At 37.9% G+C, this 26,361-nt stretch carries 22 protein-coding genes; 6 read left to right on the top strand and 16 right to left on the bottom strand.

Features of this window, described 5'->3' with window-relative positions:
* Position 1: 1 nt before the first annotated feature.
* On the bottom strand, positions 2 to 403 hold the full coding sequence (locus RIB54_RS10920; RefSeq protein WP_350067349.1) for an OsmC family protein: 402 nt from the start codon (positions 401 to 403) through the stop codon (positions 2 to 4).
* A gap of 12 nt (positions 404 to 415) precedes the next feature.
* Between RIB54_RS10920 and RIB54_RS10915 the strand changes: the two genes are divergently transcribed.
* Positions 416 to 958: an adenine phosphoribosyltransferase gene (locus RIB54_RS10915; protein ID WP_350101027.1), complete on the top strand. Its 543-nt coding sequence runs from the start codon at positions 416 to 418 to the stop codon at positions 956 to 958.
* Here the strand turns inward: RIB54_RS10915 and RIB54_RS10910 are convergent.
* Positions 955 to 1,389 carry a response regulator gene (locus tag RIB54_RS10910; protein ID WP_350067347.1) on the bottom strand — a complete coding sequence of 145 codons (435 nt, stop codon included), beginning with the start codon at positions 1,387 to 1,389 and terminating at the stop codon, positions 955 to 957. The two genes, RIB54_RS10915 and RIB54_RS10910, sit on opposite strands and share 4 nt — an antisense overlap.
* A 133-nt stretch (positions 1,390 to 1,522) precedes the next feature.
* On the opposite strand from RIB54_RS10910, the gene RIB54_RS10905 reads away from it, so the two are divergent.
* Positions 1,523 to 2,113: an LON peptidase substrate-binding domain-containing protein gene (locus RIB54_RS10905; RefSeq protein ID WP_350100937.1), complete on the top strand. Its 591-nt coding sequence runs from the start codon at positions 1,523 to 1,525 to the stop codon at positions 2,111 to 2,113.
* 6 nt (positions 2,114 to 2,119) lie between these two features.
* On the opposite strand, the gene RIB54_RS10900 is transcribed toward RIB54_RS10905, so the two are convergent.
* The 3 genes from RIB54_RS10900 to RIB54_RS10890 are packed head-to-tail and all read right to left on the bottom strand — an operon-like array spanning position 2,120 to position 6,310.
* Positions 2,120 to 4,987 carry a CHAT domain-containing protein gene (locus RIB54_RS10900; RefSeq protein ID WP_350100936.1) on the bottom strand — a complete coding sequence of 956 codons (2,868 nt, stop codon included), beginning with the start codon at positions 4,985 to 4,987 and terminating at the stop codon, positions 2,120 to 2,122.
* Between the two features lie 46 nt (positions 4,988 to 5,033).
* A complete protein-coding gene (locus tag RIB54_RS10895) occupies positions 5,034 to 5,750 on the bottom strand; it encodes a tetratricopeptide repeat protein (RefSeq protein WP_350100935.1) in 717 nt (238 codons plus the stop codon).
* Positions 5,747 to 6,310 carry an RNA polymerase sigma factor gene (locus RIB54_RS10890; RefSeq protein WP_350067339.1) on the bottom strand — a complete coding sequence of 188 codons (564 nt, stop codon included), beginning with the start codon at positions 6,308 to 6,310 and terminating at the stop codon, positions 5,747 to 5,749. The genes RIB54_RS10895 and RIB54_RS10890 overlap by 4 nt, the downstream gene beginning before the upstream one ends.
* Before the next feature lie 158 nt (positions 6,311 to 6,468).
* On the opposite strand from RIB54_RS10890, the gene RIB54_RS10885 reads away from it, so the two are divergent.
* Both RIB54_RS10885 and RIB54_RS10880 read left to right on the top strand, forming a co-directional pair.
* Positions 6,469 to 8,490 (top strand): PKD domain-containing protein, encoded by a 2,022-nt coding sequence (locus RIB54_RS10885; RefSeq protein WP_350100934.1) that lies wholly within the window; start codon positions 6,469 to 6,471, stop codon positions 8,488 to 8,490.
* On the top strand, positions 8,490 to 9,068 hold the full coding sequence (locus RIB54_RS10880) for a hypothetical protein (protein ID WP_350100933.1): 579 nt from the start codon (positions 8,490 to 8,492) through the stop codon (positions 9,066 to 9,068). The genes RIB54_RS10885 and RIB54_RS10880 overlap by 1 nt, the downstream gene beginning before the upstream one ends.
* Positions 9,069 to 9,137: 69 nt before the next feature.
* On the opposite strand, the gene RIB54_RS10875 is transcribed toward RIB54_RS10880, so the two are convergent.
* From RIB54_RS10875 to RIB54_RS10860, 4 genes are all read right to left on the bottom strand, one after another.
* Positions 9,138 to 12,518 (bottom strand): methylmalonyl-CoA mutase family protein, encoded by a 3,381-nt coding sequence (locus RIB54_RS10875; protein WP_350100932.1) that lies wholly within the window; start codon positions 12,516 to 12,518, stop codon positions 9,138 to 9,140.
* 93 nt (positions 12,519 to 12,611) lie between these two features.
* Entirely contained in the window at positions 12,612 to 13,493 is an 882-nt protein-coding gene (locus RIB54_RS10870) for a hypothetical protein (RefSeq protein WP_350100931.1), read from the bottom strand.
* Positions 13,494 to 13,498: 5 nt separating this feature from the next.
* Positions 13,499 to 15,784 (bottom strand): patatin-like phospholipase family protein, encoded by a 2,286-nt coding sequence (locus tag RIB54_RS10865; protein WP_350100930.1) that lies wholly within the window; start codon positions 15,782 to 15,784, stop codon positions 13,499 to 13,501.
* On the bottom strand, positions 15,781 to 16,959 hold the full coding sequence (locus RIB54_RS10860) for a THUMP domain-containing class I SAM-dependent RNA methyltransferase (protein ID WP_350100929.1): 1,179 nt from the start codon (positions 16,957 to 16,959) through the stop codon (positions 15,781 to 15,783). The genes RIB54_RS10865 and RIB54_RS10860 overlap by 4 nt, the downstream gene beginning before the upstream one ends.
* A 168-nt stretch (positions 16,960 to 17,127) precedes the next feature.
* On the opposite strand from RIB54_RS10860, the gene RIB54_RS10855 reads away from it, so the two are divergent.
* Positions 17,128 to 19,191, top strand: a complete 2,064-nt coding sequence (locus tag RIB54_RS10855; RefSeq protein ID WP_350100928.1) for a 7TM diverse intracellular signaling domain-containing protein — start codon at positions 17,128 to 17,130, stop codon at positions 19,189 to 19,191.
* 23 nt (positions 19,192 to 19,214) lie between these two features.
* On the opposite strand, the gene RIB54_RS10850 is transcribed toward RIB54_RS10855, so the two are convergent.
* On the bottom strand, positions 19,215 to 20,315 hold the full coding sequence (locus RIB54_RS10850; RefSeq protein WP_350100927.1) for a hypothetical protein: 1,101 nt from the start codon (positions 20,313 to 20,315) through the stop codon (positions 19,215 to 19,217).
* Positions 20,316 to 20,406: 91 nt separating this feature from the next.
* Here RIB54_RS10850 and RIB54_RS10845 point away from each other — a divergent pair, with 91 nt between their 5' ends.
* Positions 20,407 to 20,814 (top strand): TM2 domain-containing protein, encoded by a 408-nt coding sequence (locus RIB54_RS10845; protein ID WP_350100926.1) that lies wholly within the window; start codon positions 20,407 to 20,409, stop codon positions 20,812 to 20,814.
* 46 nt (positions 20,815 to 20,860) lie between these two features.
* Here the strand turns inward: RIB54_RS10845 and RIB54_RS10840 are convergent, their stop codons facing one another.
* From RIB54_RS10840 to RIB54_RS10815, 6 genes are read right to left on the bottom strand one after another with little or no spacing between them, the layout of a single operon-like run.
* Complete coding sequence (locus RIB54_RS10840; protein WP_350100925.1) at positions 20,861 to 21,724, bottom strand: tetratricopeptide repeat protein; 864 nt, start codon at positions 21,722 to 21,724, stop codon at positions 20,861 to 20,863.
* The gene (locus RIB54_RS10835) at positions 21,660 to 22,514 is read right to left on the bottom strand and encodes a tetratricopeptide repeat protein (RefSeq protein WP_350100924.1); all 855 of its coding nucleotides are present in this window, start codon (positions 22,512 to 22,514) and stop codon (positions 21,660 to 21,662) included. Before RIB54_RS10835 ends, RIB54_RS10840 begins: the two co-directional genes overlap by 65 nt.
* On the bottom strand, positions 22,514 to 22,963 hold the full coding sequence (gene yidD, locus RIB54_RS10830) for a membrane protein insertion efficiency factor YidD (protein WP_350100923.1): 450 nt from the start codon (positions 22,961 to 22,963) through the stop codon (positions 22,514 to 22,516). Before yidD ends, RIB54_RS10835 begins: the two co-directional genes overlap by 1 nt.
* Positions 22,944 to 23,651 (bottom strand): hypothetical protein, encoded by a 708-nt coding sequence (locus RIB54_RS10825; RefSeq protein WP_350100922.1) that lies wholly within the window; start codon positions 23,649 to 23,651, stop codon positions 22,944 to 22,946. Before RIB54_RS10825 ends, yidD begins: the two co-directional genes overlap by 20 nt.
* A gap of 6 nt (positions 23,652 to 23,657) precedes the next feature.
* On the bottom strand, positions 23,658 to 24,407 hold the full coding sequence (locus RIB54_RS10820) for a succinate dehydrogenase/fumarate reductase iron-sulfur subunit (RefSeq protein ID WP_350071384.1): 750 nt from the start codon (positions 24,405 to 24,407) through the stop codon (positions 23,658 to 23,660).
* Positions 24,408 to 24,410: 3 nt separating this feature from the next.
* The gene (locus RIB54_RS10815) at positions 24,411 to 26,345 is read right to left on the bottom strand and encodes a fumarate reductase/succinate dehydrogenase flavoprotein subunit (RefSeq protein ID WP_350100921.1); all 1,935 of its coding nucleotides are present in this window, start codon (positions 26,343 to 26,345) and stop codon (positions 24,411 to 24,413) included.
* Between the last annotated feature and the right edge of the window lie 16 nt (positions 26,346 to 26,361).

Genomic DNA, 26,361 nt, shown 5'->3' with positions numbered 1-26,361 from the left:
ATTAGGGCCTCTCAACCACACCTTCATAAGTGATGTTTGCTTTTAATGAGCTGCCCACGGAGCAATAGCCATCAATGGCCAGTTTAATAGCTTTTTCAAGTTCCTCTTTATTGGCATCTGGTGAAACAAGCGTGAAAACCATATGAATATCAGTGAAATATTTCGGGTGGGTTTCCTGGCGCGTTCCGTCAGCTTCAATTCTCAAATCCACTAGCTTTTTTCTTCTCTTTTGAACCATCAGTGCTACTTCTACAGCCACACAGCCCGAAAGTGCACTTAATACCAATTGCATAGGAGACATGTCGGTTTTACCCTCATCTTTCATGTCAATCTTAACTGACTGACCTTCTGTGGTGGTAGACGTATATTCGTAGTCGCTATTATATTGGGTGGTGATTTTCATCCTGATTTTGGTATTTTTGATTTTGTGGATACGATTAAGAAACTCAGTGCAAAAATAAGAGATGTTAAGGACTTCCCTAAGCCGGGCATAGTTTTTAAAGACATAACCCCAATATTAAGTGACTCTGAGCTTTGCAAAGAGATCACTCAGTTGATGGTGGAAAGGTATAAGTCTCAAAATATAGATGCCGTGGTGGGTATCGAGTCGCGTGGGTTTCTTTTTGGAATGCTGCTGGCTTATGAACTTAATATTCCTTTCGTGCCCATCAGAAAGGCTGGAAAACTACCTTTTAGAACTGTAAAACACTCTTATGAGTTGGAATATGGTAGTGCTACCATGGAAATACATGAAGATGCGATCCAAAAGGGCTGGAATGTTATTATCCATGATGATTTGCTGGCAACAGGCGGCACGGCTGAAGCTGCGGCTCAGCTTGTCAATGCCTTAGGCGGAAATGTAAAGGGTTTCTCTTTCCTTATTGATCTTACCTTTTTAAAGGGTAAGGAAATGCTCACAAAATACTCACCGAATATTGATGCACTAATTAGTTATTAGTTTTCAGCGAAATGCTTGTTGATTAAATCCTCAAGTACAACAGATGTTAAAGGTTTGGATACATAATCACTTACCTGCGCATAACCAAAAGCACGGTTGATATCTTCCTGATAAACAGAGGAAGAAAGCATGCATACCACTACTCTTTTATTCAGGTTTGGCCATACTCTCTCAGCATATTCATCTAAAAATCCCCATCCGTCCATTATAGGCATATTGATATCCAATAATATCAAATCGGGGAATTCCGTAACGTTATCGATAGTACTTTCAAGGTGGGAAAGGGCATCCTTACCTTTAAGGAAAGTAGATATATGATCTTGAGTCAATCCTGCTTTTTCAATGATCTTTCGATATATGAAACTGGATATATCATCATCATCGACCAACATTATTTTCAATGCCTTTTTATCAATCACATCTAGTGTCAATGGGTATAAACTTTAATTGTAATCGGCCTAAGCTTCAATTTTAAATAAACAAGTGTTGAAAATACTTATTTTCCAGAACAACTACAATACAATATTCTGCAACATTATGTAAAAGGTTGGTGTTAAACAGTAGATGACTGAGAAAAACGCAATCCCTATTTTTCCGCTTAATATACTGCCCTTACCAGGTGAACTGGTGCCACTTCATATTTTTGAGCCCAGGTACAGGCAGCTGCTTCAGGATGTAGAAACCAATGATATTGAGTTTGGAATTTACTTTGCCAGCCAGCACAATAAAGAAAGGGTAGGTTCATTGGTGAGGCTGGAGAGTATTCTTAAGCGTTATGATACCGGAGAGTCGGACATTGTGGTTAAATGTGTTGATGTTTTCCTGCTCACCAAATATTTGAAGCGGCTGGGTTCAAAGCTTTACTCCGGTGGAGACACTTATCTTTTTGACACTTATAAAGACAGTGCTGTTGGAGAAGAATTAAAAACTGATTTTGCTGATTATCTGGAAATAACCAATAGTAAACTTGTGATAGAGGATTGTGATATCCATGATATTGCCAATGTCCTTGATCTTGACAACAGCGACCGGTTAAAGTATACAAAATTGATTTCTTTGGATAAGAAACAGCAATTCCTAAAGCAAAGGCTGCAATACCGTAAATTTATCTATGAACAGGAACTGAATCATAAGAACAACTTCCATCTGAATTGATTTTGTTTAATTCAGGATTTCAGGATTCTTTCGATAAATAAAGAATCCTGAAAATAGGATGGTTAACGAAATGAGTATGATAACATATAAAGTTAGCTTGCTCGTCTCTTTATGGTCACTCCAATTGTCGGTAGTCACTACAAATCCAGCCCAATAATAAGGATGGCTTAAATTTGAGTCATGTGTTTGTAGGTAGTTAAGCTTGGCCTTGCGTAAAGCTTCAGTAATAGGCAGATCTTCTTTAATTAATTGATAAAAATCACGCATTATATCCGAAGTTGTTTTGTCGGGTACTGGCCATAGACTCATGATTATATAGTCCACACCAGCGATATTAAAACCTGTTGCTAGACTGACCATTCCTTCTCCTTTATAGAATTTACCAACGCCAGTATTGCATGCACTCAGAGTTACCAGCCGCGCATTAAGTTTCATTTGTAGTATTTCATAAGTGTGTAGAAGGCCATCTTCTCCTTCCTCATCCTTACTAAACATAATGGTGCTGTTAAGTGGGTTGTTGTTGTCTAGTACAGCATGAGTTGCAAAGTGAATCATATCTGCACTAGCTGCATATTTTTTGAACGCTGACTCGGTGGCGGAACTACCAAGAAAAATATTCCCAGACCAGATCTCTTGAATTTTTTCAACCTCTAAGGCTGAGGCGGGCAATGCCCCAAGACTTTTTCTTGATGGGTTATTATTGAAAGAAGCATTAATAATGGATTGATGGTTGAATGGGGCAAAGCCAATAAAGTTATGATTGTCAGGGCCAGTAATATTATTCTCAAAATCTATAAGACTTGTTCTGTAAACAAATTCGTGTTTATTGATTAAGTATTCGCCATTGAACACTAAAACTTCGAAAGGTATTAATGATAATTTGTCTTCCGCCAATATTTGGATTTTCTTGACTGAATCAAGATTGAGTTTATTCCAGTTTAAATCTTGCAACACAGAATTTGAAATTGTTTGCATTTCTGAATTACTATTCCTTAATGACTCTATTAGATTATTGATGTTTTTTTCTTTTTCATCATCCCAGTAAACTACCGTCAGTTTAGAGTCTTTATTTTTTGAAACAAGTATAAAGAGTTGATTATTAGAGAAGGAGAATTGTATAAGTGCCTCATTACTATCCAGTTTGCTTTCTATATCTGATAGGGTGATATTTTGGCTATGAATGCTTTGATAGAAGTTCTTGTTTTTTTCTTTAATTAAAAGGTGAATCTCCTCTAACTCCCGTTGTAGAGTGAGTATTTTGTCTTTTTCATCACTTGATGAAACATTGTAATTTGCTTGGAGCTCATTAATACGTACTTGCAGATTTCTTCTTCTTATCATTATTGAATCCGGCACACCTGAAATGCTGTTATGCTGATTATAGGCAAATTCTTTTTTAAAAGTATTCATCCGTTTGGCCTCCATTATTTGAGATATTTTATTCAAATAATTTTGGTCAGGATTAATATTATGAAGCTCTGTTGAAGCTGCTAGTAGTAGATCAAGAAATTCATTTTTTTCTTCAAAAAATGCAGATGCACCTGTAAGGCTAATGTGCTCATATTTATTGGATACAATATGTTTTAAAAGATAGTCTTGATCCACCGTGGCCATTTTTAAGTACTGACTATTTTTTGTTTGAATATATAGTTTATTCAAAACTTCCAATCTTCTTAATAGAGCTTCTTGATAGGGCAATATCTGAGTGATTGGGGCATTATCGATAAACTGATTACTTGTAGAATCTGGTTTAAATGCATTTATGCTCAGATTGTAATTCCATAAAGCAGAGTCATATAGGCCTTGTATAGCATAATATTTACCATAGCTATTGTGAAATTTAGCAATAAAGTCATTCGAGGAGTTCTTATTTACGTGCTTCTGCAAATCATTAAGTAACTTTTTCACAAGATCATATCTTTCAAAGTCTAAGGCAGTTGCAATAATTTTAGGGTATACGCTAGGTGCCTGATTCTTTAGGTCTAATTGGGGAAGCAGATCAAAAGCTTCATTTAAAGTCTTATTGGCCTTTTGCTTTTGATTTGAAAGCTGAAATGCCCTGGCCTTATTTAATAAAATAATAAGGTTGAGTTGAGAAGCGGGGCCAAAAAGAGAATTACTAATTGATAGGCCTTTATCGAGCCAAAGTGTAGCAGAATCATAGCTATGCGAGTCAATTAATAATTCACCTATATTATTAATCACATAAGGAACCCATTCAGGATTATATTTCTTTCTAAGTTCATAACACTTCAAAAAATAGGCAAAAGAAGAGCCATAGTTAGCCAAACGTTTTTGAATCAATCCTATTTTATTATAAGCATGTGATTTGGCTAATGAGTCAGTACTAAGCTCAAGTGACTCATTGGCGAATTTCAAGGCTTCATCATAAAAACCAAGGGTTCTTGTTATACTTGCCTGAGCATCAACTATTTGTGATTTCAGGTCACGACTTACATCATCATAAAACAATGACAACTGATATGCTTTAGCCTGTGTTTGATAGGCATCAAAAAAATGGCCTTGAAAGCCCTGCGCAAAAGAAAGTTTATGGTATAAATTAACTTCTTTTTCATGACTGGTCAATTTATAATAAAATCCTTCTAATATCCTTTTAAATGCTTTTTCTGACTCAGAATATCTCCTTGCACTTAATAGGCAAAGCCCTTCATTATATTTTTCATTAACAAAACCAGACGTGTCATTTTTTTTTAAAAATGCAGCTGCAGATTTTGAATAATAAAATGAGGCACTATCCCAATTTAAAATCTCTGAAAAGTGAATGGCTTTGTCGTGTAGTAGGCGCGTAGAATCACTCGCAGCTAGCTCCGTAGCAGGTATTATTAGCAATAAACCTAAAAGAAACTTCCGCATGACTAAAGCTAAAACAGAATGGCTTTAGAAAATAGGGTTATTTAAATTATAATTCCTCTTTAAGCGCTATGGCCTGCTTTTGGTAGTCTCCTTTTTGTTCGATAATTGTTTCAAGTTGTATTTCGACTTGTTCAACATCATTAAGTTTTAAAAAAGTTAGGGCAATGTGCCATTGGGCTATTTGATAATAGTTACTGTTATCATCTACTTTTTGAAAACAATCAAGTGCTTTTTCCAACTCGCTGGTTGCCATGTATGCCTGGCCTAAATAAAAAAGGGAGGAGGGTTTTATAATGTTGTCAGGTATTGCTGATAGTTTCTCAATGGTTTCATCGTATTCTCCTAATTCATATAATTGGTAAGCACTAAACGCTTCGCTGTTGCCGGTTCTATCTAACGGGTCAACGATATTTGGATAGGGCTCATAATACTTAAGGTACAGTGATTCTAGGTTAGGGGAATAAGCGTATTTCAATATTAAGAATGTAGAGACCATCACCAATAATATAGCCGCAGCAATTTTATAGTACATTTTAGTATTGGTGTGCGATCTTCTATGATACTCTTCTCGCTCTTTCAGTTTTTCTTTAAGTCCTTTGGCACCATGTTCAACTATTCCTGCAACAATCAGTCGGTATTCGTCAAATTCTTCTTTTAGCTTCAAATCATTGTTCAGCCTATGTTCAAACGCTAACTTTTCATCACCTGAAAGATTTCCATTAATGAAATTATCAAAAAGCTCTATTTGTTCTTTTGGGGTCATAGTTGGTCTTGATTAAACCTTTCCAGGGTCATTTTTTTCAAGCTGTTAAAACACCTGAGCTTCTGAGCCTTAACAACATGTTCATTTTTATAGTCAAGCTTGTTGGCAATTGACTCCATCGAATACTTATCAAAGTAAAATAAAGTAAGTATAGATTTACAGGGCTCACCGAGCTTGTCTAACAAAGCGGCAACCACCTTTTTTTTATCTTCATCTTCAAAATGATCAATTTGTTCAAATTGCCCACTCAGTCTTACTACATCATCATTGATCAGGAGCTTTGACTGTTTGTTTATTTTTTTCAATGCTGTGTTTTTTCCAATGGCGAACAAATATGACTTCAAGCTGCTGGTTAGCTCAGTAAGCTGGCCGCTGCGTATGTTATAATAAAGGGCTATCACACTATCTTGAAATATATCTGCGGCATCATCTTCATTAGTGGAATATGCCTTTACACACCAGTTGATAAATTCACTGCGATAAATATCATAAATCCTGATAAGTCCTTTTTCACTATCCGTACTGAGTAGCTGAAACAACTCTAATTCGCTCTCCTTCAATGCTCAATCGTGGTTAATACACTTTAAAATTAAATTGTAAACATTACTCTGATATAGGTCAAATATAATATCAATTATTTTCTTGATTCATGTTTACAACTTTAAATCTCATTGTATAAAGCCGGATTAAATCAAAAAAAACCTTTAAAAATTAAATTATGAAGTTATCAAAATTCTCCAGGGCTTTATTCAGCCTTTTTGTTTTGGGTGGTGTTTTATTTCTTTCAAGTTGTGACGATTCTTCTGACGATCCTGCTCCTGAAGCGGTGGTAGTTGATGCCGGGATAGATCAGACAATTACTCTTGGTGAAACTGTGAGTTTGGATGGTTCGGCAACAGGAGGTACTTTAATTTATATCTGGGAAATCACCAGCAGACCTTCTGGAAGTGTGGCTTTTATTTCAAACCCGGTAGTGGCTTCTACTACATTTGTTCCGGATGTGGTAGGTGAGTATGTAATAACGCTTACTGCAACCAACGATTTAGGAACTGAAGGAGCAGATGAAGTAATAATTACCGTAGAGCCAGGTGAAGGTCCTGAGGAAATTGGAGGCTCTATTGATTCTGATCTGACACTTGTAAATAGGGTGGAAGATCCGTTGTTGCCAGATTATATTGCTTCTACTAATGTATTTGTTAACGCAAAGCTTACCATTGAACCGGGGGTTGTTATTGTTTTTGAAGACAATGTAGGAATTTCTGTTAGCACAAGCGGTGCTTTGGTTTCGGTAGGTACCGCTTCGGAAAACATAGTGATGACAGGAGTAGAAAAGACAGATGGTTTTTGGAAAGGTCTTATGTTGGAATCAAATGACGGTAGCAATGAGATCACATTTACAATAATCGAATTTGGAGGAAGCAGTGGGTTTGATGGGGCTGATTTAAAGTCAAATTTGATGGTAGAAGGCTCAGGAAGGGTAAAAGTTACCAATTCAACATTTCGTAATGGCGCAGGCTATGGCATTTATACCAGAAATTTGGAATCTGACTTACCTTCATTTGCCAATAACACAATCACTGCTAATGAAGCCCCTGTTATGGCCAGGATAAACCATTATCATTATTTTGATAGTAATTCAGACTATAGTGGAAACAACAATGACTATATAGATACTTACTGGTCTAATGGGGATGATGTAGAGGAAGATGTAACATGGAATGCATTAAATGTACCATATAGAATGGCTCCTAATGTGGATCAAATAGCTGCGGATGTAACCATTGCACCAGGTGCAAATTTCATTGGCCAACCAAATGGTGGTCTTCAAGTGATTGTTGGTGGTTCATTAAATGCAGTAGGTACGGCAGCTGACAATATCACCTTTGTAGGTGAGCAAGATGTAAGAGGATATTGGAAAGGGCTGACCTTTGAATCGAATAACACCAATAACGAGCTCACTTTTGTTGTGGTATCAAATGGCGGTGAAGAAGGTTTTGATGGTGCAAATTTGAAAAGTAACATTATGGTTGATGAATCAGGCAGAGTGAAAATCACCAATACCACATCTTCCAAAAGTGGCGGATATGGATTATATACAAGGCAATTGGAATCAGCCTTACCGGACTTTTCTACCAACACATTTACAGATAATGTAGCTCCTGTAATGATGAGGTTTAATCATTATCATTATTTGGATTCTGATTCTGACTTTACTGGAAATGACGATGACTATATCGATACCTACTGGTCTAACGGAACAGATATTACTCAAAATGTAACATGGAATGCCCTGACCGTACCCTATCGTATGTCTCCTAATATTGACGAGATTGATGCTGACGTGACTATTATGGCCGGAGCTCAGTTTATAGGACAGCCAAATGGCGGTATTGAGGTTCTTGCCAACGGCTCACTAAATGCTGTAGGCACAGCATCTGATAAGATAACTTTTACTGGCGAGCAGGATGTGACTGGCTATTGGAAAGGGCTTCGTTTCTTATCTAACAATGCTGATAATGTATTAAGCAATGTTTTGGTCTCAAATGGTGGAGAAGAAGGTTTTGATGGTGCTAACAGAAAGGCAAATGTTGAAGTAGGTACCAGTGGAAGGCTGAACTTCACTGATAGTGAAATAACCAAGAGTGGAGGAAATGGCGTAAGGGTGCAATCAGGGGGTAACCTGACCCAGTCGGGACTTACTTTTAGTGGAAATTTGGGAACTGATATAGTGATAGACTAATGAGAAAACTCAAGATATTATTAATTCTATTTTTGATAGCTCCATTATTTGCTCATGCTCAGGATAAAGCATATGAGAAGGGTGAAAAGGTACTCAATGTAGGAATATCGCTAGGGTATTATGGGTATGGTTATTTTGGCAACCGAACAGGATTTACATTGCCTCTAAATGCGGCCTTTGAATATGGCATAACTGAGCAGATAAGTGTTGGTCCATATGTAGGTTATGCCCGCTGGGCTTATGAGTATAATGTTGGTGCAGGAAATACTAAATATTCATGGTCATTTCTGGCGGCAGGAGCAAGAGGCTCATTCCATTATACAGAAATTTTAAATGAATTGACAGATGGGGATATTAATGAGGAGAAGGTGGATTTGTACGTAAGCCTCTTAATGGGTCTGGAGTTTAGGTCTTATAAAGATGATAGTGGGTTTGACTATTATGACAATGATACCGCCTTCAGACTCGGGGCTAATTTGGGTGTTAGGTACCTGTTAAGTAAGAATGTAGGGGTTTATCTTGAAGGGGGCCGAGGAACCTTTGGCTGGTTGAACCTTGGAGTTACGGCCAGATTCTAGATTATAATTTCTTCATGTGTTTAGGTGGTCGGGGAGCAATTCCCGACCACTTTTTTTACAGTTACTGAACTACATATTTCGTCTGTATTGTCCCCCTACATGAAAGAGCGACTCGGTGATTTGTCCTAAAGAGCAATGCTTACATGCCTCCATAAGGTGCTCAAAAATGTTTTTATTCTGGATTGCGACTTGCTGTATTTCTCGAAGTTTCTCCTGAGCAACATCTTCATTCTTCGCTTGTAAATTACCAAGCATAGAAATCTGATATTTCTTTTCTTCTTCCGTTGCCCTGATCACTTCTTTAGGCAAAATGGTAGGCGAGCCCTTAGAGCTTAAGAATGTGTTAACACCAATGATTGGGAATTCTCCAGTATGCTTCAAAGTCTCATAGTAAAGGCTTTCTTCTTGTATTTTACTTCTTTGATACATGGTCTCCATAGCTCCCAATACGCCACCACGCTCGGTGATTCTATCAAATTCAATCAAGACTGCTTCTTCAACCAGGTCAGTCAATTCTTCTATGATAAATGAACCCTGCAATGGATTTTCATTTTTAGCCAATCCCAACTCTTTGTTGATAATCAACTGGATAGCCATGGCTCTTCTAACAGACTCCTCTGTAGGCGTTGTAATGGCCTCATCGTAAGCGTTGGTGTGAAGAGAGTTGCAGTTATCATAAATGGCATAAAGTGCCTGTAATGTTGTTCTAATATCGTTGAAGTCAATTTCCTGGGCATGCAGTGAACGACCAGAAGTTTGAATATGATATTTGAGCATTTGAGATCTTGCATCAGCGCCATACTTATCACGCATAGCTTTCGCCCAAATTCTTCTTGCCACCCTGCCTATAACCGCATACTCAGGATCGATACCGTTGGAGAAGAAGAATGAGAGGTTAGGAGCAAATTTGTTAATGTCCATTCCCCTGCTCAAATAATACTCTACATAAGTAAAGCCATTAGCTAAAGTAAAGGCCAACTGACTGATAGGATTGGCACCGGCTTCCGCTATGTGGTATCCTGAAATGGATACTGAGTAGAAGTTTCTTACATTATTTTGAATGAAGTATTCCTGAACATCACCCATTAAGCGCAACGCAAATTCGGTAGAGAAAATACAAGTGTTCTGCGCCTGGTCTTCCTTTAAAATATCAGCCTGAACTGTGCCTCTAACTGCTGAAAGAGTCTCAGCTTTAATATTGTTGTAGACTTCTGCAGGCAAAACCTGATCTCCGGTTACACCCAGCAGCATCAGACCAAGGCCGTCATTGCCCTCAGGTAATTTACCCTGATATTGAGGTCTTTTATCTTCTTTACCTTTATAGATGGCCTTTATTTTATTTTCAACCTCAGCCTCAAGCCCATTTTCCTTAATATAAATCTCACATTGCTGGTCAATGGCAGCATTCATGAAGAAGCCTAGCAACATCGGTGCTGGTCCATTAATGGTCATAGATACCGATGTCATAGGGTCAGCTAAATTAAACCCGGAATAAAGCTTCTTGGCATCGTCAAGGCAGCAAATGGATACACCGGCATTTCCTATTTTACCATAGATATCTGGTCGGTAGTCAGGGTCATTACCATAAAGCGTAACAGAATCAAAGGCCGTTGATAAACGCTTCGCGTCCATATCCAGACTTACATAATGAAATCTTCTGTTAGTCCGCTCTGGCCCGCCTTCACCAGCAAACATCCTTGTAGGGTCTTCGCCTTCTCTCTTGAAAGGGTAAATACCTGCAGTATATGGAAACTCGCCAGGTACATTTTCCTGCAATGTCCATTGCAACACATCTCCCCAGGCCTCAAATTTTGGTAAGGCGATTTTCGGAATTTGAGTATGCGATAGTGACTCTGTATGGGTCTTTATCTTAATTTCTTTATCTCTGACCTTAAACGAATAAATCGGATCGGTATATTTCTTCTTTTTCTCGACCCACTCATCCAAGGCTTTTTGGTTTCTTGGATCGAAATCCAAGGCTATTTTCTCATAGGTCTCTTCGAGTCCTTTTATAAGCCTGTCTTTGTCTTCAATAGTAGATTCTTTGAGTGTGTCAATTGAAGTTCTGATACTAAATAACTTCTGTGCCACTGCCGACTGGTCTTTACTCCATTTGTCATAGGCCCTGTTATTTTCAGCAATCTCTGATAAGTATCTTGTGCGGCTTGGAGGTATCACAAAAATCTTCTCTGACATTTCATCAGTGATCTCAAAGTTTGATTTCAGCTCAGCGCCTGTTTTTTCAACTATTTCTCTGATTACCTCAACATAAAGCCTGTTCATGCCGGGATCATTGAATTGAGAAGCTATTGTGCCAAAAACAGGTATCTCATCATCTTTAGCATCCCACAGGTTATGATTCCGCTTAAATTGCTTTTTAACATCTCTTAGAGCATCCAGAGCACCTCTTTTGTCAAACTTGTTGATGGCAATTACATCAGCAAAGTCTAACATATCAATTTTCTCCAACTGAGTGGCTGCACCATACTCTGGTGTCATTACATAAAGGCTCACATCAGAATGTTCAGTTATTTCTGTATCTGACTGGCCAATACCTGATGTTTCGAGTATGATCAAATCATAATTGGCTGCCTTAAGTACTTGCACCGCCTCATTCACATGTTTTGAAAGCGCAAGGTTTGATTGACGAGTTGCTAAAGAGCGCATGTAAACGCGATCATTCTTGATGGCGTTCATTCTGATTCTATCACCTAATAATGCGCCACCTGTTTTTCTTTTAGAAGGATCAACGGAAACTATGGCGATGTTTTTATCTTCAAAATCAAGCAAGAATCTTCGTACCAGTTCATCTACCAAAGAGGATTTACCGGCACCACCTGTTCCAGTAATGCCTAAAACCGGAGTTTTTACTTTACTAGCAATGTCATGAACTTTATCAAATTCACCTTTGGCATCCTCAGGGAAGTTTTCAGCAGCTGAAATCAATCTTGCGATAGACTTTACATCTTTATTTTTTAGGTGAGTTACTTCACCGTTCAAATTTGTTCCGGTAGGGAAATCACACCTTTCGATCATATCATTGATCATTCCCTGAAGGCCCATGGAACGGCCATCATCAGGGGAATATATTCTTGTTATTCCATATTCATGAAGATCTTTGATCTCTTCTGGCAGAATAACACCACCACCGCCACCAAATATTTTGATGTGGTCAGCTCCTTTTTCCCTCAATAAATCTTTCATGTACTTGAAGTACTCATTATGTCCCCCTTGATAAGAGGTCATAGCAATAGCCTGAGCATCTTCCTGAATGGCAGTATTAACTACTTCTTCAACACTACGGTCATGGCCCAAATGAATAACTTCGCAACCAGTAGCCTGAATAATTCTACGCATAATATTGATGGCAGCATCATGGCCATCAAAAAGGCTGGCAGCAGTTACAATTCTGATTTTATTTTTTGGTTTATAAGGAGCAACTTCCTTCATATGTATTCCCTTTTTTAGGTGTGCAAAAATGGAATGCAAAGGTAGCTAGAAAAGCATTATTTTGCTAACAATCATTAGTTAGCATTATTCAAGTTAGTCACCAAGTTTCTCAAATTGCACCTTTGTTTTTTTTGTTAGTAAGAAATATGGGGCACCTTTAGATCCTTTTTTCTGAGTTAGAAGATAGTATTGATTAAATTCTGGTATTGCATTGACTAAATATCCATCTCTATACTTGCTTTCAGGTTCTACCGTAATATAGTTAGTAAACTCCGCTGGGACTTTGACTTCAATTACTTGTGAAGGTTTAATAATGTATTGATTTGAACCTATATTTATAGTACAAGGCACTTTATTTCTAGAGCTAGAATAAAATGTAATTTTACCTGGGTTATCTGATATTGATGGTATTGAATCATCTTCTTTAATGAACGTCTCAAAAACCTTCATCAACTTATTGAAAGTGAATATTAATTCATCTTCAAGTACTTGCTTACTTAATCGATTATTACTTTTAAGTAGTTGTGATAACCCTTTTCCATATTTATTATTAGTTGCAACATGTACTTCTCTTTCAGTTGGGTTTTGTATATATAGTGTTCCATGCTGTCGAGGTGGACCAGTTATATTAGTAGGCTGATCATGGTACACTTTTATTGAACCTATTAGCAAAGGCTCTAAGGATTCATAGCCCTTATTTCCTGGCAATTTAACAATATACCTAAACCACTCTTCTGAGGGGTTGTATAAGTAATCGATATCATCAATATGTACTTTTTTTTTCTCTAATTGTGAAGTTTTAATATTATCCATTCCAACAAATTCACCATAACTATAATATGATAAGCTGTCGTCTTTAAAATCATAACCCCTTATCTGCTCACTGTCACCATTACTGAACTTTATAAAATTTTGAGCTTTTGTTAAATTGAAGCTGGCGATTGAAAGAAGGAAAAGTTGGATAAAAGCTTTCATTAAAATTATTGAATTAGTTTTTTAATCTTCTGAATTGCTGCTTGATTCTTTTTAGTCCTTATGTTTTCAATAAGGCTCTGTTTCTCCTTGCTCGTCAGCCTCCAGCTTAAAGAGGCTCTTTTTACATTGTCAAGCTTTAAACTATCGGTTTTAGAACTGTTTTCAATTAAATACTCCCTGGGTACATATTGAATATCCACCCTGTCAATAGTACCTTCAAACCAACTGTGGGCAAATTCGATTTTATTATCATTGGTGATGTCCTGTAGGCTTTCAAAGTTTTGATAGATGCTGCTGATAGGCATGGTGGTTTTGTCTAACAATGATAAATTGGACTTCCTCTCAATGGGGCCATCTTTTTCAGAATCCCGAATGGACACCAGTACCACACCTGATGTGTTTTGGGCAATCCAGTCTTTGAAGGCAAAAAGGAATTGAACAGCATCTGAAATCCCAAAATTGTCTGTTACTCCAGCATCCATAATGTCTAACGGGGGATCACTGGGAAGTGAAATGTTTGGAGTGATGTAGGGGAATGCAGCGCTCATTCTTAGCCCGCTTAAAAAACGGAGATTCTCACTTCCATGATCCTTAAAGAACCTCAAAAACTCAACACCATTGATCTTGTCTCTCATATAGCCAGAGTCAAGGGCGTTCATCATGTAAGACATGTTTTGAGGGGAGATGTATAACTTTCTGCCATCGTTAATAATGGTAGGAGCGAGTATCATCATAGGTATTTCGCTATTAAATTCCGGGTCATGATAGTCCTTTAATTTTTTGTCTAAGAATCCATTGGTGTTTTTGCTCAACTGGCGCTCAAAAGAGTAACCTCTGTCTTTTGTGTACTGGAGGCCGGCATAGTCAAATTGTTGAAACTCAACAAAAAGATCATTCATTAACAGACTGAAAATGATAGCATTTAAGTTGTCGCTACCCATTCTGTCCAGATATTCCTGAGAGTATAAATTGTCAATCTGGTTTCTATATTTTCTTAGTGCCATCTCCCTAAAATAGCTGGCACCTATCAACCCACCTGATGCACCCGTTATAAGCATTGTATGTTTAAATAATTCACCATTAGTGGCACTGTCAGCATTCTGAAGTGTATTCAGCGTCCAAAGTGCTGCCCGTTGACCACCACCGCTGACGCACACAAATACCATTTTTGGTTTTTCGCCAGCCGGAAATTTCGCACGCCAATTTTCAAGGATTTTTAGGGTCTGCTGCTTATCTTTTTCCCTGATGTCAGGCGTGTTAGAAGCAATGATCTGATCTAGATTGTAAGGTGTCGCTTCTACAGTGTAATCCAACCCAAAAGCCTTGTAAGTTTTATGGGAAAAATCCTGTTTGACAATCATATTTAAAACTATCAGAAGTCCAATGCCCGCTGTAGTAGACCATTTGCCAAACCAATATTCAAAGGCTCCGGCAAACATTACAAATACAGTAAAAAAAAGTGTGGCACTGGCTGCTGCCGGAAGTTGAAAAGCTTCATAATCTTTAAAAATTCCCATTGCCAAAATAATGATGAATATGAAGGCTTGAATTAATACCAGGTTGAGATGGTTCTGGTCAAAAACCTGCAAAACAGTTTCTTTATCGTAAAAACCTTTGTAATCATCTACGCTTTCCTTGGTGAATTTTAGATTTAGGAAGCTATCTACCCTTATTTGCTTTTTCTTTGCGATGTCTAGTTTCTTCATCGCATTGGCCCTGGTGGCTTTTATGTTTTGTTTAAGCTTTTCGTCCAGCTTGCACACCACATATTTAAATATGTCTTTATTGGTAAACCAAAAGTAAGTAAAAAGTAAAGCTACCATACTGATATATCCAGCCAGCAGTCCACTTACTAAAATGGACAACTCTTCAAAAATCAGGTATTCATTTTTAACCTGATAGTTCATAATGTACCCAACATAGGCGATCAGAAATAAAAATGGTATAATGCTATTATTGATGCTGAAAACCGTGAAAGGCTTGGGTAGCGTTCCAATAAAGGAAAAACGATGACCGTCAATAATATAAGTTGCTATATGAAAGGCTATACTAAATCCAGCTATTGTTATTCCGACAATAAAGAATGACAGAAAACTAACTTTATTGAGATAGACCGGGTCTAAAAAGAGATAGGGTATGCCCAGGTATTGCCCCAGATTCCCCGATATCATAGCAAAGAGTACTACCCAACAAAGAAGAAGAATGTGGTTTCTTCTTAAGTGATTAATTAATAGTTGAATTGGAAATGAATAGTAGAAGCCTTGCCCTATCTTTCTCAGCTGACGCGTCATATAGGTAATTTAGCATTTTTTTTGCTCCCACCATATAGTTCGTACTCTAAGAGTCGGGCATCTATTTTAGCATTATAGAATTCTATTCTTCTTTTTGTTTTTAGTCCTACCCGCTTGGCAAGGTCCAGGTTTCCAGTAAAGATATAGCCCATGTATCCCTTGGCCCGCTGTTTAAAGAAATCGCCAATTTCTGAGTAAACTTTCTCCAATTCAGTTACTTCACCGAGCCTTAGCCCATATTCAGGATTCATAAAAATTACTCCCTCATCTTCTGGTAGTGTACAGTCTTTATAGTCGGTCTTTTCAAACTTGATCAGATGATCAACACCAGCAGTTTTAGCATTTTCTTGAGCGGCATTTAGTGCCAGGTTACTTATGTCGCTTGCTATAATCTCAAAGTTAATGTTAGGTTTTACTAGTGCTTCCGCTTCTTTTTTTAGCTTTTCCCATGCAATTGGGTCGAACATAGATACATGCATAAACCCAAAGTTGTTTCTCAATAAACCAGGAACCTTATTAATGGCTAATAAAGCTGCTTCAATGGCTAAGGTTCCGCTACCACACATTGGGTTTACAAAGCTGCTCTTCTTATCCCACTTGGATGCCATTATGGTGGCTGCCGCTAAAGACTCAGCCATAGGTGCCTTGAACGGTAATTTTCGATAACCATGTTTTGAAATTGTTTCTCCGGAAGTATCAATATAAATGCTTGCCCAATCGCCCTTCCAATGAAGGTAAATCATTGTTTGGGTTTGGTCAGGGCCAGAGTCTGGTCTTCTGCCTTTGGCTTTTTGTATTTTATCTACAATGGCATCTTTCACTTTTAGGTTGGCAAACCTGGTGTCTTTTATAAAGTCATTCTTCACATATCCGTTAATGCAGATATAACCATCTGATCTTATAAACCTGTCCCAATCAAGAGCAAAGAGCTCTTTATAGAGTACATCGGGGTGTGGACAGCGAAATGATTTTAGATGAAAGAGAACTTTATTGGCTGTTCTGAGATGAAGGTTTAGCTTCATAGTGTCTTCAAAACTACCTTCTGTTTCGAGGCTCAGATGGTCGGTGTTTCTTACTTTATAACCAAGGCTTTTTACTTCTTCTGTAAGTATGTCAATGATGCGTGGCCCGCACGTTATTACTATTTTGTTATTGTTTGCGTTCGGGTTTACCATGCGTCTGGGTTATTGATTTGGTCTAATTAAAATTGCCTATTAGTGGGCAAAATTGAAAAGTCTTATTGATTTATCAAATGTAATAACAATTTATGGCTGTTATTGCTATTAAACTATGTCTTTCATGATGTTTGAAAATAGATTAAATTGTGAGTTGATTCACCAAAAATGAACATCAAAAACATTGTCCTTGTCCTTTGTATTATGGCTCCCGGGCTGGCTTTGGCTAATCAAAATAGCGATTCGGCTAACTTTAACCTCAATCTTAACAGTACAATCAAGTACTTGAAATCTGAAGGAAAGAGGCTGACTTTTCATGAGGCATTGAACAAATTGAAAAATGGGCAGTTTAACTCTAATTCATTGTCCCTGCCGCTAAACTTCGGGTATGATTCCAGCGATTTCTGGTTTTATACTGAATATATAGATCATAACAATGTAATTAAGATACTTGAGTTGCCTTATCCTTATCATCAATACCTTGATTTATATATTAATGAAAGTGGCAACTGGAATAAAATTGAGACTGGTACATTGTTACCATTTGACTCCCGAGGTTCTCTAAAACCCCTTGACTATGCGTGGCCAATATCCTCTCAAAAAGGGGATAGTGTAAAATTAATGATAAATATCAGGTCAAAAGCACCAGTTATAGTTGGGCTAAACCTTCGCGCACAGACCAGTTATTTAAACAATGTCGAGAACGTCAACTTAGCTTACGGACTGTTTTTTGGGGCTTTAATGATTATGCTTCTGTATAATCTCTTTCTCTTTGTAATCATCAGGGATGTAACTTATCTCTATTACGTGCTCTTAGTGTTGGCAAATACTGCTGTTTTTGCCACAGTAACCGGCTATGCTTTTAAGTACATTCACCCTGAAGCCCCAGAGATAAACCTATATATTAAAGAATTTTTAATTGCCTTTTTGACGATCCCAACTTCCTTGTTTGCCATATCTTTTTTGGAATTGAAAAGATATAGCAAGGCAGCCTACAATGTCCTTTTGGCAATGCTTTGTATTGGAGCCTTTATTTCAATATCCACATTATTTGGAGTGACTTATGGATTCTCTTCATTGATTATTTCCTTTCAGGCACCATTGCTTTTAGTTATTGGAGTAATAGTAAGAATCAAGGGCAATAAGATTGCTAACTTCTACATAATTGCATGGTCTGGATACCTTGTTGGTGGATTGGCCATGACACTTAGAAACAGAGGCGTATTGCCTGCTACTTTTCTCACTGATCACGGAGCTGAATTTGGTACTGCATTGGATTTGTTTTTATTAGCCCTTGCCCTTGCATATAAATACAAAAAGATAAGAAATGAAAAGTCCCAATTACAAAGGGAAAATATCAGATTGGTTGAACAGCAGAATGAAATTCTGGAAGAAAGGGTAAGACAAAGGACTGAGTTGATTAACTCAACACTTGAGATGGTAAAGCATCAGCATGAAGACCTGATGAGCAGAAGTTCGGAGATGAATTCAAGCATTGATTATGCCTTAAAGATTCAGCAGTCGATGTTTCCTGATAAGGAAAAGCTGATAAAATCATTTAAGGATGTAATGCTTTTTAACCAACCTAAGGAAACCGTATCAGGAGATTTTTTCTTCTTTGAGAAAATAAACAATAAGCTTTTTGTTGCCGTGGTAGACTGCACAGGTCATGGGGTGCCCGGAGCATTAATGAGCATGGCCGGATACAACTTGTTTTATGATGCCATAAATGTCGAGAAGTTAGACAACCCTAGTGCAATCCTGCAGTATGTTGAAAATCACCTTCATCTTAGGCTCAATCAAAAGGAAAAGATTGTAAAAGATGGAATGGAAGCGGCCATTTGTATGATTGACACCAAAACAAAGCAGGTGCATTTCTGCGGTGCCCAGCGGCCATTGCTTGTGGTAAGGCCCGAAAGTGACCCTGAGTTGATAAAAGGCTCCAAAAGATCGATCGGAGGGTATTTTCAGAATTTAGAAGAAGGCTTTTATAAGCACACTATTGACTATAATGACAATACTTGTCTATACCTGTTTTCAGATGGCTTTCAAGATCAGTTTGGAGGTCTAAATGACAAAAAATACCTTTCGAAAAACATGGTTCAAAAGTTAGTAACATTGTCGGGTCTTAAAGGTGCTTATCAGGAAATGAAACTGGCTGAAGAATTTAACTCCTGGAAAGGGGAGAAGGAGCAAGTTGATGATGTCCTGATTTTGGGGCTGAAGTTGTGATCGCAGTCCACAAGATTAGATAATTATGCCCCTAATTTCTCCAATTGCCTATGTATGTATGGATATTTAGCATAATTCTTTGCTTTGGATAACAAATCATTGGCCTCACTTGCGTTATTGGCTATATTTTCCAAAGTTCCCAAATACATATACGCCAAGCTTAAGTAATGATCTTGATCTCCCAATAATTCCTCAAACATTTTTATTGCAACTTTTATTTGCGTTTCTGCTTTTCGATAGTTGTTTTCCGATGTTAAGGTGAGTATGCCTTGATATAAGCATTTCCTTGCATTAAGATAAGGTATATCAGCTACGTTAAAATTTAGAAGCATCTCACCGGCTTTTGAATATTGCTTATCCGCTATGAGCATTTCTATTTTTAAGTCAATAAACTTCGGGTTTGAAGGATATTGCCTGACTAACTGATTTGCATAGGGTAATGCATTAGCAGGGCTAGCTTCCATTTTATAATTAAGGTGGGCCAGATAATATAGCGCCTCCACTTTGGTGAATGTAGCTTTCTGACTAGCCTCCTTTAAATACTCAAGACCTTTTTTCTTATCACCTTTTGAAAATGGCCAAAGTAATGACCGGTAGAAAAACCCTTTTTCTCTATAAAATTCAATGTAGTAATTATAGAGTCCGGTAGTGGTATAGAATTCCGGATTGGTCTCACACCACTCAAACCCTTTCTTTATATATTCAAATGCATTTTTTCCTTCAATAGATGCCTTTACCATATTGTCGTTAAGGGCGAAAAGCTCTGCTCTCATAATATGCGCAGTCATATAATAGTAGGCATTTTCATTATTGTTTTTGTCTTCATTCAAAACCTTCCTGGCGGACGTCTCAGCGGAGTCAAGTACCTGAATAAACAATTTATAAGTTGCTTCATCCCGCTCGAAAATCGGATAATGCTCCCACCTCATTTGATAGGCTCTTACCAGTAAACGCGCGGTATGATTGGGGTAATCATTGTAAAAATTCTTAACCGCCTTTTTAGAAACCTCATGATCTGCTTTATAGATCAATTCTAATGTTTTGGATAAATCAGAAGAGAAGCCGTCCTGAGCACAAACGTTATAATTTAATATAAGCGTAAAAATTATTAAGCAATTCCTCACTAGATTTTTTTAAACAAATTAAAGGTTAATATTGGATATAACATACTTATTCAGTTATTTGAGTAAACTTTTAAAACTTAAAAACTCAATTATGAAAAAAGTACTTTTACTTACTTTATTGATGGCGTTTATCGCATCAGCAAATTCATTTGCTTCTGCAAACAAGTACAAGGTGGATGATGCTGCAATCGATCAAGTTTTTGAAAACTCTATCAATGTAGTTTCTACAGAAAGTGAAGTCAATATCATGGACATTACTTCTGTGAAATCTGCCAGTGCTGACAAAAATGTGTGGATCGCACTAATTTTAGATTGGCTTCTGGGAGGTATTGCGATTCACAGGGTGTACTTAGGTGGTCGTCCTATATTGATCGTAGGTTATTTATTCACTTGTGGTGGTATCTTTGGTCTACTTCCGCTTGGTGACTTTATCGCACTATTGATCAATAACGGTGATATCAGCAAGTATGTTGATAATGATGCATTTATAATGTGGTAATCATCATTGACAATAATCTTTAAGATTATAAAAGCCTCTGGTTATTTCAATCAGAGGCTTTTTCTTTGTTTAACTCTGCCTCAATCAGCGCATCTTTAATCGGATCGTTGTATTTTCTTGTCAGCTCTTCATTTTTTTTAAGCGCCAAATACCGTGAATGTCTTACACCTCCCGAATAAAAGGAATAAAATAGCCCTATACCTGTGAGTGCCCCTGTGAAAAAATAACCTTCATAAAGGCTGTAGGCACCAAAAGCCATTAACGAGCCTTGAATTGCTGAGGAAAGCAATCCTTTACCAAAATATCCGGCATACATTTGCCCAACACCAGGAAGGAGGTAGGACAGGGTTTCAGCTTTTTTGGGGTCTTTTAGCCTCGTTTTATCTATAAAGTAATATGCCTCTTCAGCGGTAAGTCCGGTATTTCCATTCATTGATATATATTCTTCATATTTAATTTTTGCTTCCCCCCATTGACGCATCTCGTTTAGTGTTAATACATGTAAATACAACAACTCTTTATAGCCAGTATCTTTAAAGAAATATTCGGCTTGTTTTAGTTGGGCCAAAGCTGTATTGTAGTCCCCAGATAGGTAGGAGGTTAATATTGTTTCTCTTCTAATACTGAAGTTGAGTTCGTTTTGATTAACAAAAAGATTACTCCGCAGGAGCGTTTGAGATGCTGATTCATAATCACCAACAGATTTTTGAATCAGTGCCTTTTTAAAAATCGCTTTATTGGCGATTTCAGGATCAGTATTTTGAAATATGATCCGCTCATATTCAAGTTTTGCAAGCGCCAATTCTCCAGCATCTCTCAGGCTATCAGCTTTTTCAAACTGAGCGTTAGTTGAATATGCTGCGAAGAGGAATATGCATATCAACCAATATTTTGTGATTAACTGCGTCATTGAATTCTGCATTAGAAATTTTTACTGTAAAAACACTTCCCCAAATATTACCGACATAAAATATGGAAAATATAGATCCGAAAATGATAAATCGGGCACTTTTAACCCCATCCTTTCTGTAACTCTCCCATGTCTGCAAGGCAAAGACTGCAGATGTTAGTAGTGTGCCAATACCCAAGCCTGTCTTACCGGCATAAATCCTTCCCATACCTGGTATGGCTGCTGATAAGACTCCAGCCAGAAATGGAGATTTTCTTTTATAATTGCCCAAGTCATTACGGATGCCTAAAAAAGACTTTTCCTGAGAAGAGGTTTGGTAGTATTTGTGATTAAATGTTGACGAGATATCATCAAAAGCATGTAGGTTTCTATCTAAAAGATAGATCCCAGCCAACTGCAGAGCCCTTAGATTAACAATAAGGCTATCACTAAGTGTTAGCTGTTGGAGGTCGTGCATAGCACTTTGGTACTCACCGAGATGTGATTTGCAAAAAGCATTATAAAATGATCCTTGAATAAATAAAGGGTGATTTGGGTTGCTTAACTTGTTGAAAGAAACAGTGGCTTCAGATAAGTTTTGACTCAGGTAAAATACCTTCCCTTTATAGTAATTTATGCTGTCAATACTTAAATGATCTGCATCTTCTAAGGTATTGAGCAGCAGGCCAGCTTCTTCATAATTACGTGTGTTGATAAGGTAATTGAAAAAAGGAAGGTTTTGATACAGATGCTGAGAAAAGGAGCTGGCATGACAAGCCACAAGCATAAAAAACACAAAAAGGAAACGCATCAATTGTTAGAGTAGTCAGATGTACTTTCAATTATTCTTCCCTGGCTGTTTAACCTCAGTGGGCTCACCTGAGAATGCGTTAATCTATTGCATCTACTAACCCTGTCTACAGAAAGAAACAACCCTTTGAATGGCCCAAATTCATCAAACAACTGTTTGCCAAAACGCGAACAACTTATTTCATAAATACAGGATGTTGACAGCTGGGCCGAGATGTGTCGTTGATAAAAAGCTAACCCTCCTTTATAAACCCAATAAACAGGGTTAATAGCATTGATTACCTTTATTTTTTTGTTGGCATGTTTAGCATAAGAATGATCTGGCAACTCACTTTTAGGAGTATGTCTTGTTATCAATTCCAAATCTTCATGAATAGATTGAGCCCAGCTAACCTGAGTGCCAATCAGCATCAATAAACAAACTAATATACTATTGTATGTTTTTGGCATCTTTTGGAATTTGGAAGTTTAATGACTCCATTCCCTCCTTTTTATCCAGTTGAACATTTGAGTAAACCGTTTTAGAAACAGTTGAGTCCACTGGAGTTGAGTAGTTTATTTGAGTAATAGTCGAGGGAAAATTAAGTGACTGGTTTAACTCTATATAGTTGTAATAGTAGGATTTAGTGGTAACCATATTGTTAGCATCATAATATGCTATGTAGATTGGGTTGCCATCTTCCAGCACAAGCTCAACCTTACTTACCTGTGAAGCCATGTTAGCAGGAGGGAGCCATTCTGTTACCATAAGCCCTTCAGCAAAGGAAACATTAGATTGTATAAAGCCCATTTGCTGAAGTCCAAGGTCTGACTTTTTATTATTTAGAAAAAAATAAAACTGAGAGGTTTCAGTGCTATAAAGGTAATTTTGCTGCTGGATAACAGTGTTTTTGTCTTGATCGTAAATTTTAATTTCCCCTTTAGCATTGTTAAGCACAATGTATTTCTTTGGCGCGGTATAGAATGACGTCATTCGGCCATCATTTCCATAAAATATGTTTGCCTCTGTAGCGCTTACAAATCCACCTTTAGCTGTCTTGGTTTCCATTTCCATGGAGATACAGTTAAAAGCATTATACTGTGCAAAAGAAACTGCTGTTGATAACATCAACAGCAGCTGCATAAGGAGTATTTTCATGATAGTTTAAACGTTGTCAGAACTTGCTTTCGCGCTTAAAAATTCCCTGTTTAATCGAGCGATATTTTCAAGGCTGATACCTTTCGGGCATTCTGCAGAGCATGCTCCAGTATTGGTACAAGCACCAAAACCTTCTGCATCCATGGTAGCCACCATATTTTCAGCTCTTGTTTTACGCTCTACCTGTCCTTGTGGTAGCATAGCCAGCTGAGATACTTTGGCGCTTACAAATAGCATGGCAGATGCATTTTTACATGCGGCAACACAGGCACCACAACCGATACAAGTTGCAGCATCAAAGGCTTCGTCAGCTATTTTCTTAGGAATAGGAATCTCATTGGCATCGGGTACACCACCGGTATTTACTGATACGTAGCCGCCTGACTGGATAATCTTGTCAAATGACATTCTATCTACTACCAAATCCTTTACAACAGGAAAAGCCTTGGCTCTCCATGGCTCTACGGTGATTGTATCCCCATCATTGAAGCTTCTCATATGAAGCTGACAGGTGGTAGTCTGCTTAGGACCATGAGGTCTCCCATTAATATACATACTGCACATACCACAAATACCTTCACGACAATCGTGGTCAAAGTGCACAGGATCTTCATTTTTCTTGACAAGATCTTCGTTCAGTACATCGAACATTTCAAGGAAAGACATGTCTTCTGATACATCATCAAGATTATAGGTCTTAAATCCACCTTTATCCTGAGCGTTTTTTTGTCTCCAAACTTTTAGCTTAATCTTCATAACTTATTTATAGCTTCGTTGAGTAAGTTTCACATTTTCAAATACCAGATCTTCCTTATTAAGCGTCTCCTCTTTGCCTTCACCATTGTACTCCCATGCGGCAACATATGAGAATTCATCATCTTTACGTTTTGCCTCGCCTTCTTCAGTTTGAGACTCTTCCCTAAAGTGTCCGCCACAAGATTCAGACCTGTTAAGGGCATCATCAATCATAAGTTCTCCAAGCTCTATAAAATCTGCAACACGATTGGCTTTTTCTAACGACATGTTCAATTCTTCATTAGATCCAATAACCTTCACATTGCTCCAGTAATCTTCTTTTAGTTTTTTAATTTCAGCCTTGGCCTTCTTCAGACCAGCCTCATTTCTTGACATGCCACAATACTCCCACATGATATGTCCTAAATCTTTGTGGAATTCATCTACAGTCTTAGACCCATTTATTGATAAAAGTTTATCGATACGCTCTTTCACTTCTGCCTCTGCTTTCTTGAACGCCTCGTGATCAGTCGGGATTTTATCATAAGGAACATTGGCCAGATAATCACCAATTGTATAAGGCAATACAAAGTAACCATCAGCCAGGCCTTGCATTAAAGCACTTGCTCCAAGTCTGTTGGCCCCGTGATCTGAGAAGTTGGCTTCTCCAATAGCATAGCAGCCGGGAATAGTGGTCATCAAATTATAGTCAACCCAAAGTCCTCCCATGGTGTAGTGAACGGCAGGGTATATCTTCATTGGTGTTTTGTAAGGATTTTCCCCAGTGATCTGCTGATACATATCAAAAAGGTTTCCATATTTAGCACTAATCAAATCTTCACCATCACGCTCGATTGCATCAGCAAAATCAAGGTAAACAGCTAAACCTGTTGCATTAACACCTCTGCCTTCATCGCAAACTTCTTTGGCATTTCTGGAGGCCACATCACGAGGCACCAGGTTTCCAAATGATGGGTATTTTCTTTCTAAGTAATAATCCCTTTTATCTTCAGCTAATTCAGTAGGCTTCAATTGGCCTTTTCTGATTTTTTCTGCGTCTTCTTTGGTTTTTGGAACCCAAACCCTGCCATCATTTCTTAATGACTCAGACATCAAAGTCAGTTTGGACTGATGGTCACCAGATACGGGGATACAAGTAGGGTGAATTTGCGTGAAGCAAGGATTCGCCATAAATGCACCTTTCTTGTGTGCTCTCCAGGCCGCAGTTACGTTAGAACCCATTGCATTTGTAGAAAGGTAAAATACATTACCATATCCACCAGTAGCCAATACTACTGCATGGGCACTATGTGATTCTATTTTTCCGGTAATAAGGTTTCTTGTAACAATACCTCTTGCATTGCCATCTACCATTACAAGATCAAGCATCTCTTCCCTGGCATGGAGTTTTACTTTGCCATTGGCCACCTGTCTACTAAGCGCACTGTAGGCGCCCAATAACAATTGCTGTCCTGTTTGGCCCCGTGCATAGAAGGTTCTGGACACCTGCGCTCCACCAAAAGACCTGTTGGCTAAAAGACCGCCATATTCACGAGCGAATGGAACACCTTGCGCTACGCACTGGTCAATGATATTTACACTTACTTCTGCAAGTCTGTGGACATTGCCTTCCCTTGATCTGTAGTCACCACCTTTGACAGTGTCATAGAATAATCGAAATACACTATCACCATCATTCTGATAGTTTTTAGCAGCATTAATTCCCCCTTGGGCCGCGATACTGTGCGCTCTTCTGGGGCTGTCCTGAAAACAGAACGCTTTTACATTATAGCCAAGTTCACCAAAAGAAGCAGCGGCTGAAGCTCCTGCTAAACCGGTTCCAACTACAATAATGTCGTATTTACGCTTATTGGCTGGGTTAACCAGTTTGACGTTGAATTTATGTTTAGACCACTTTTCTGATAACGGGCCTTCAGGTATTTTAGAATCTAACTTCATTTATATAAATCTTTAG

The organism is Fulvivirga sp., assembly GCF_040218215.1.
Lineage (GTDB): Bacteria > Bacteroidota > Bacteroidia > Cytophagales > Cyclobacteriaceae > Fulvivirga.
This window is presented reverse-complemented; position numbering and strand designations above follow the sequence as displayed.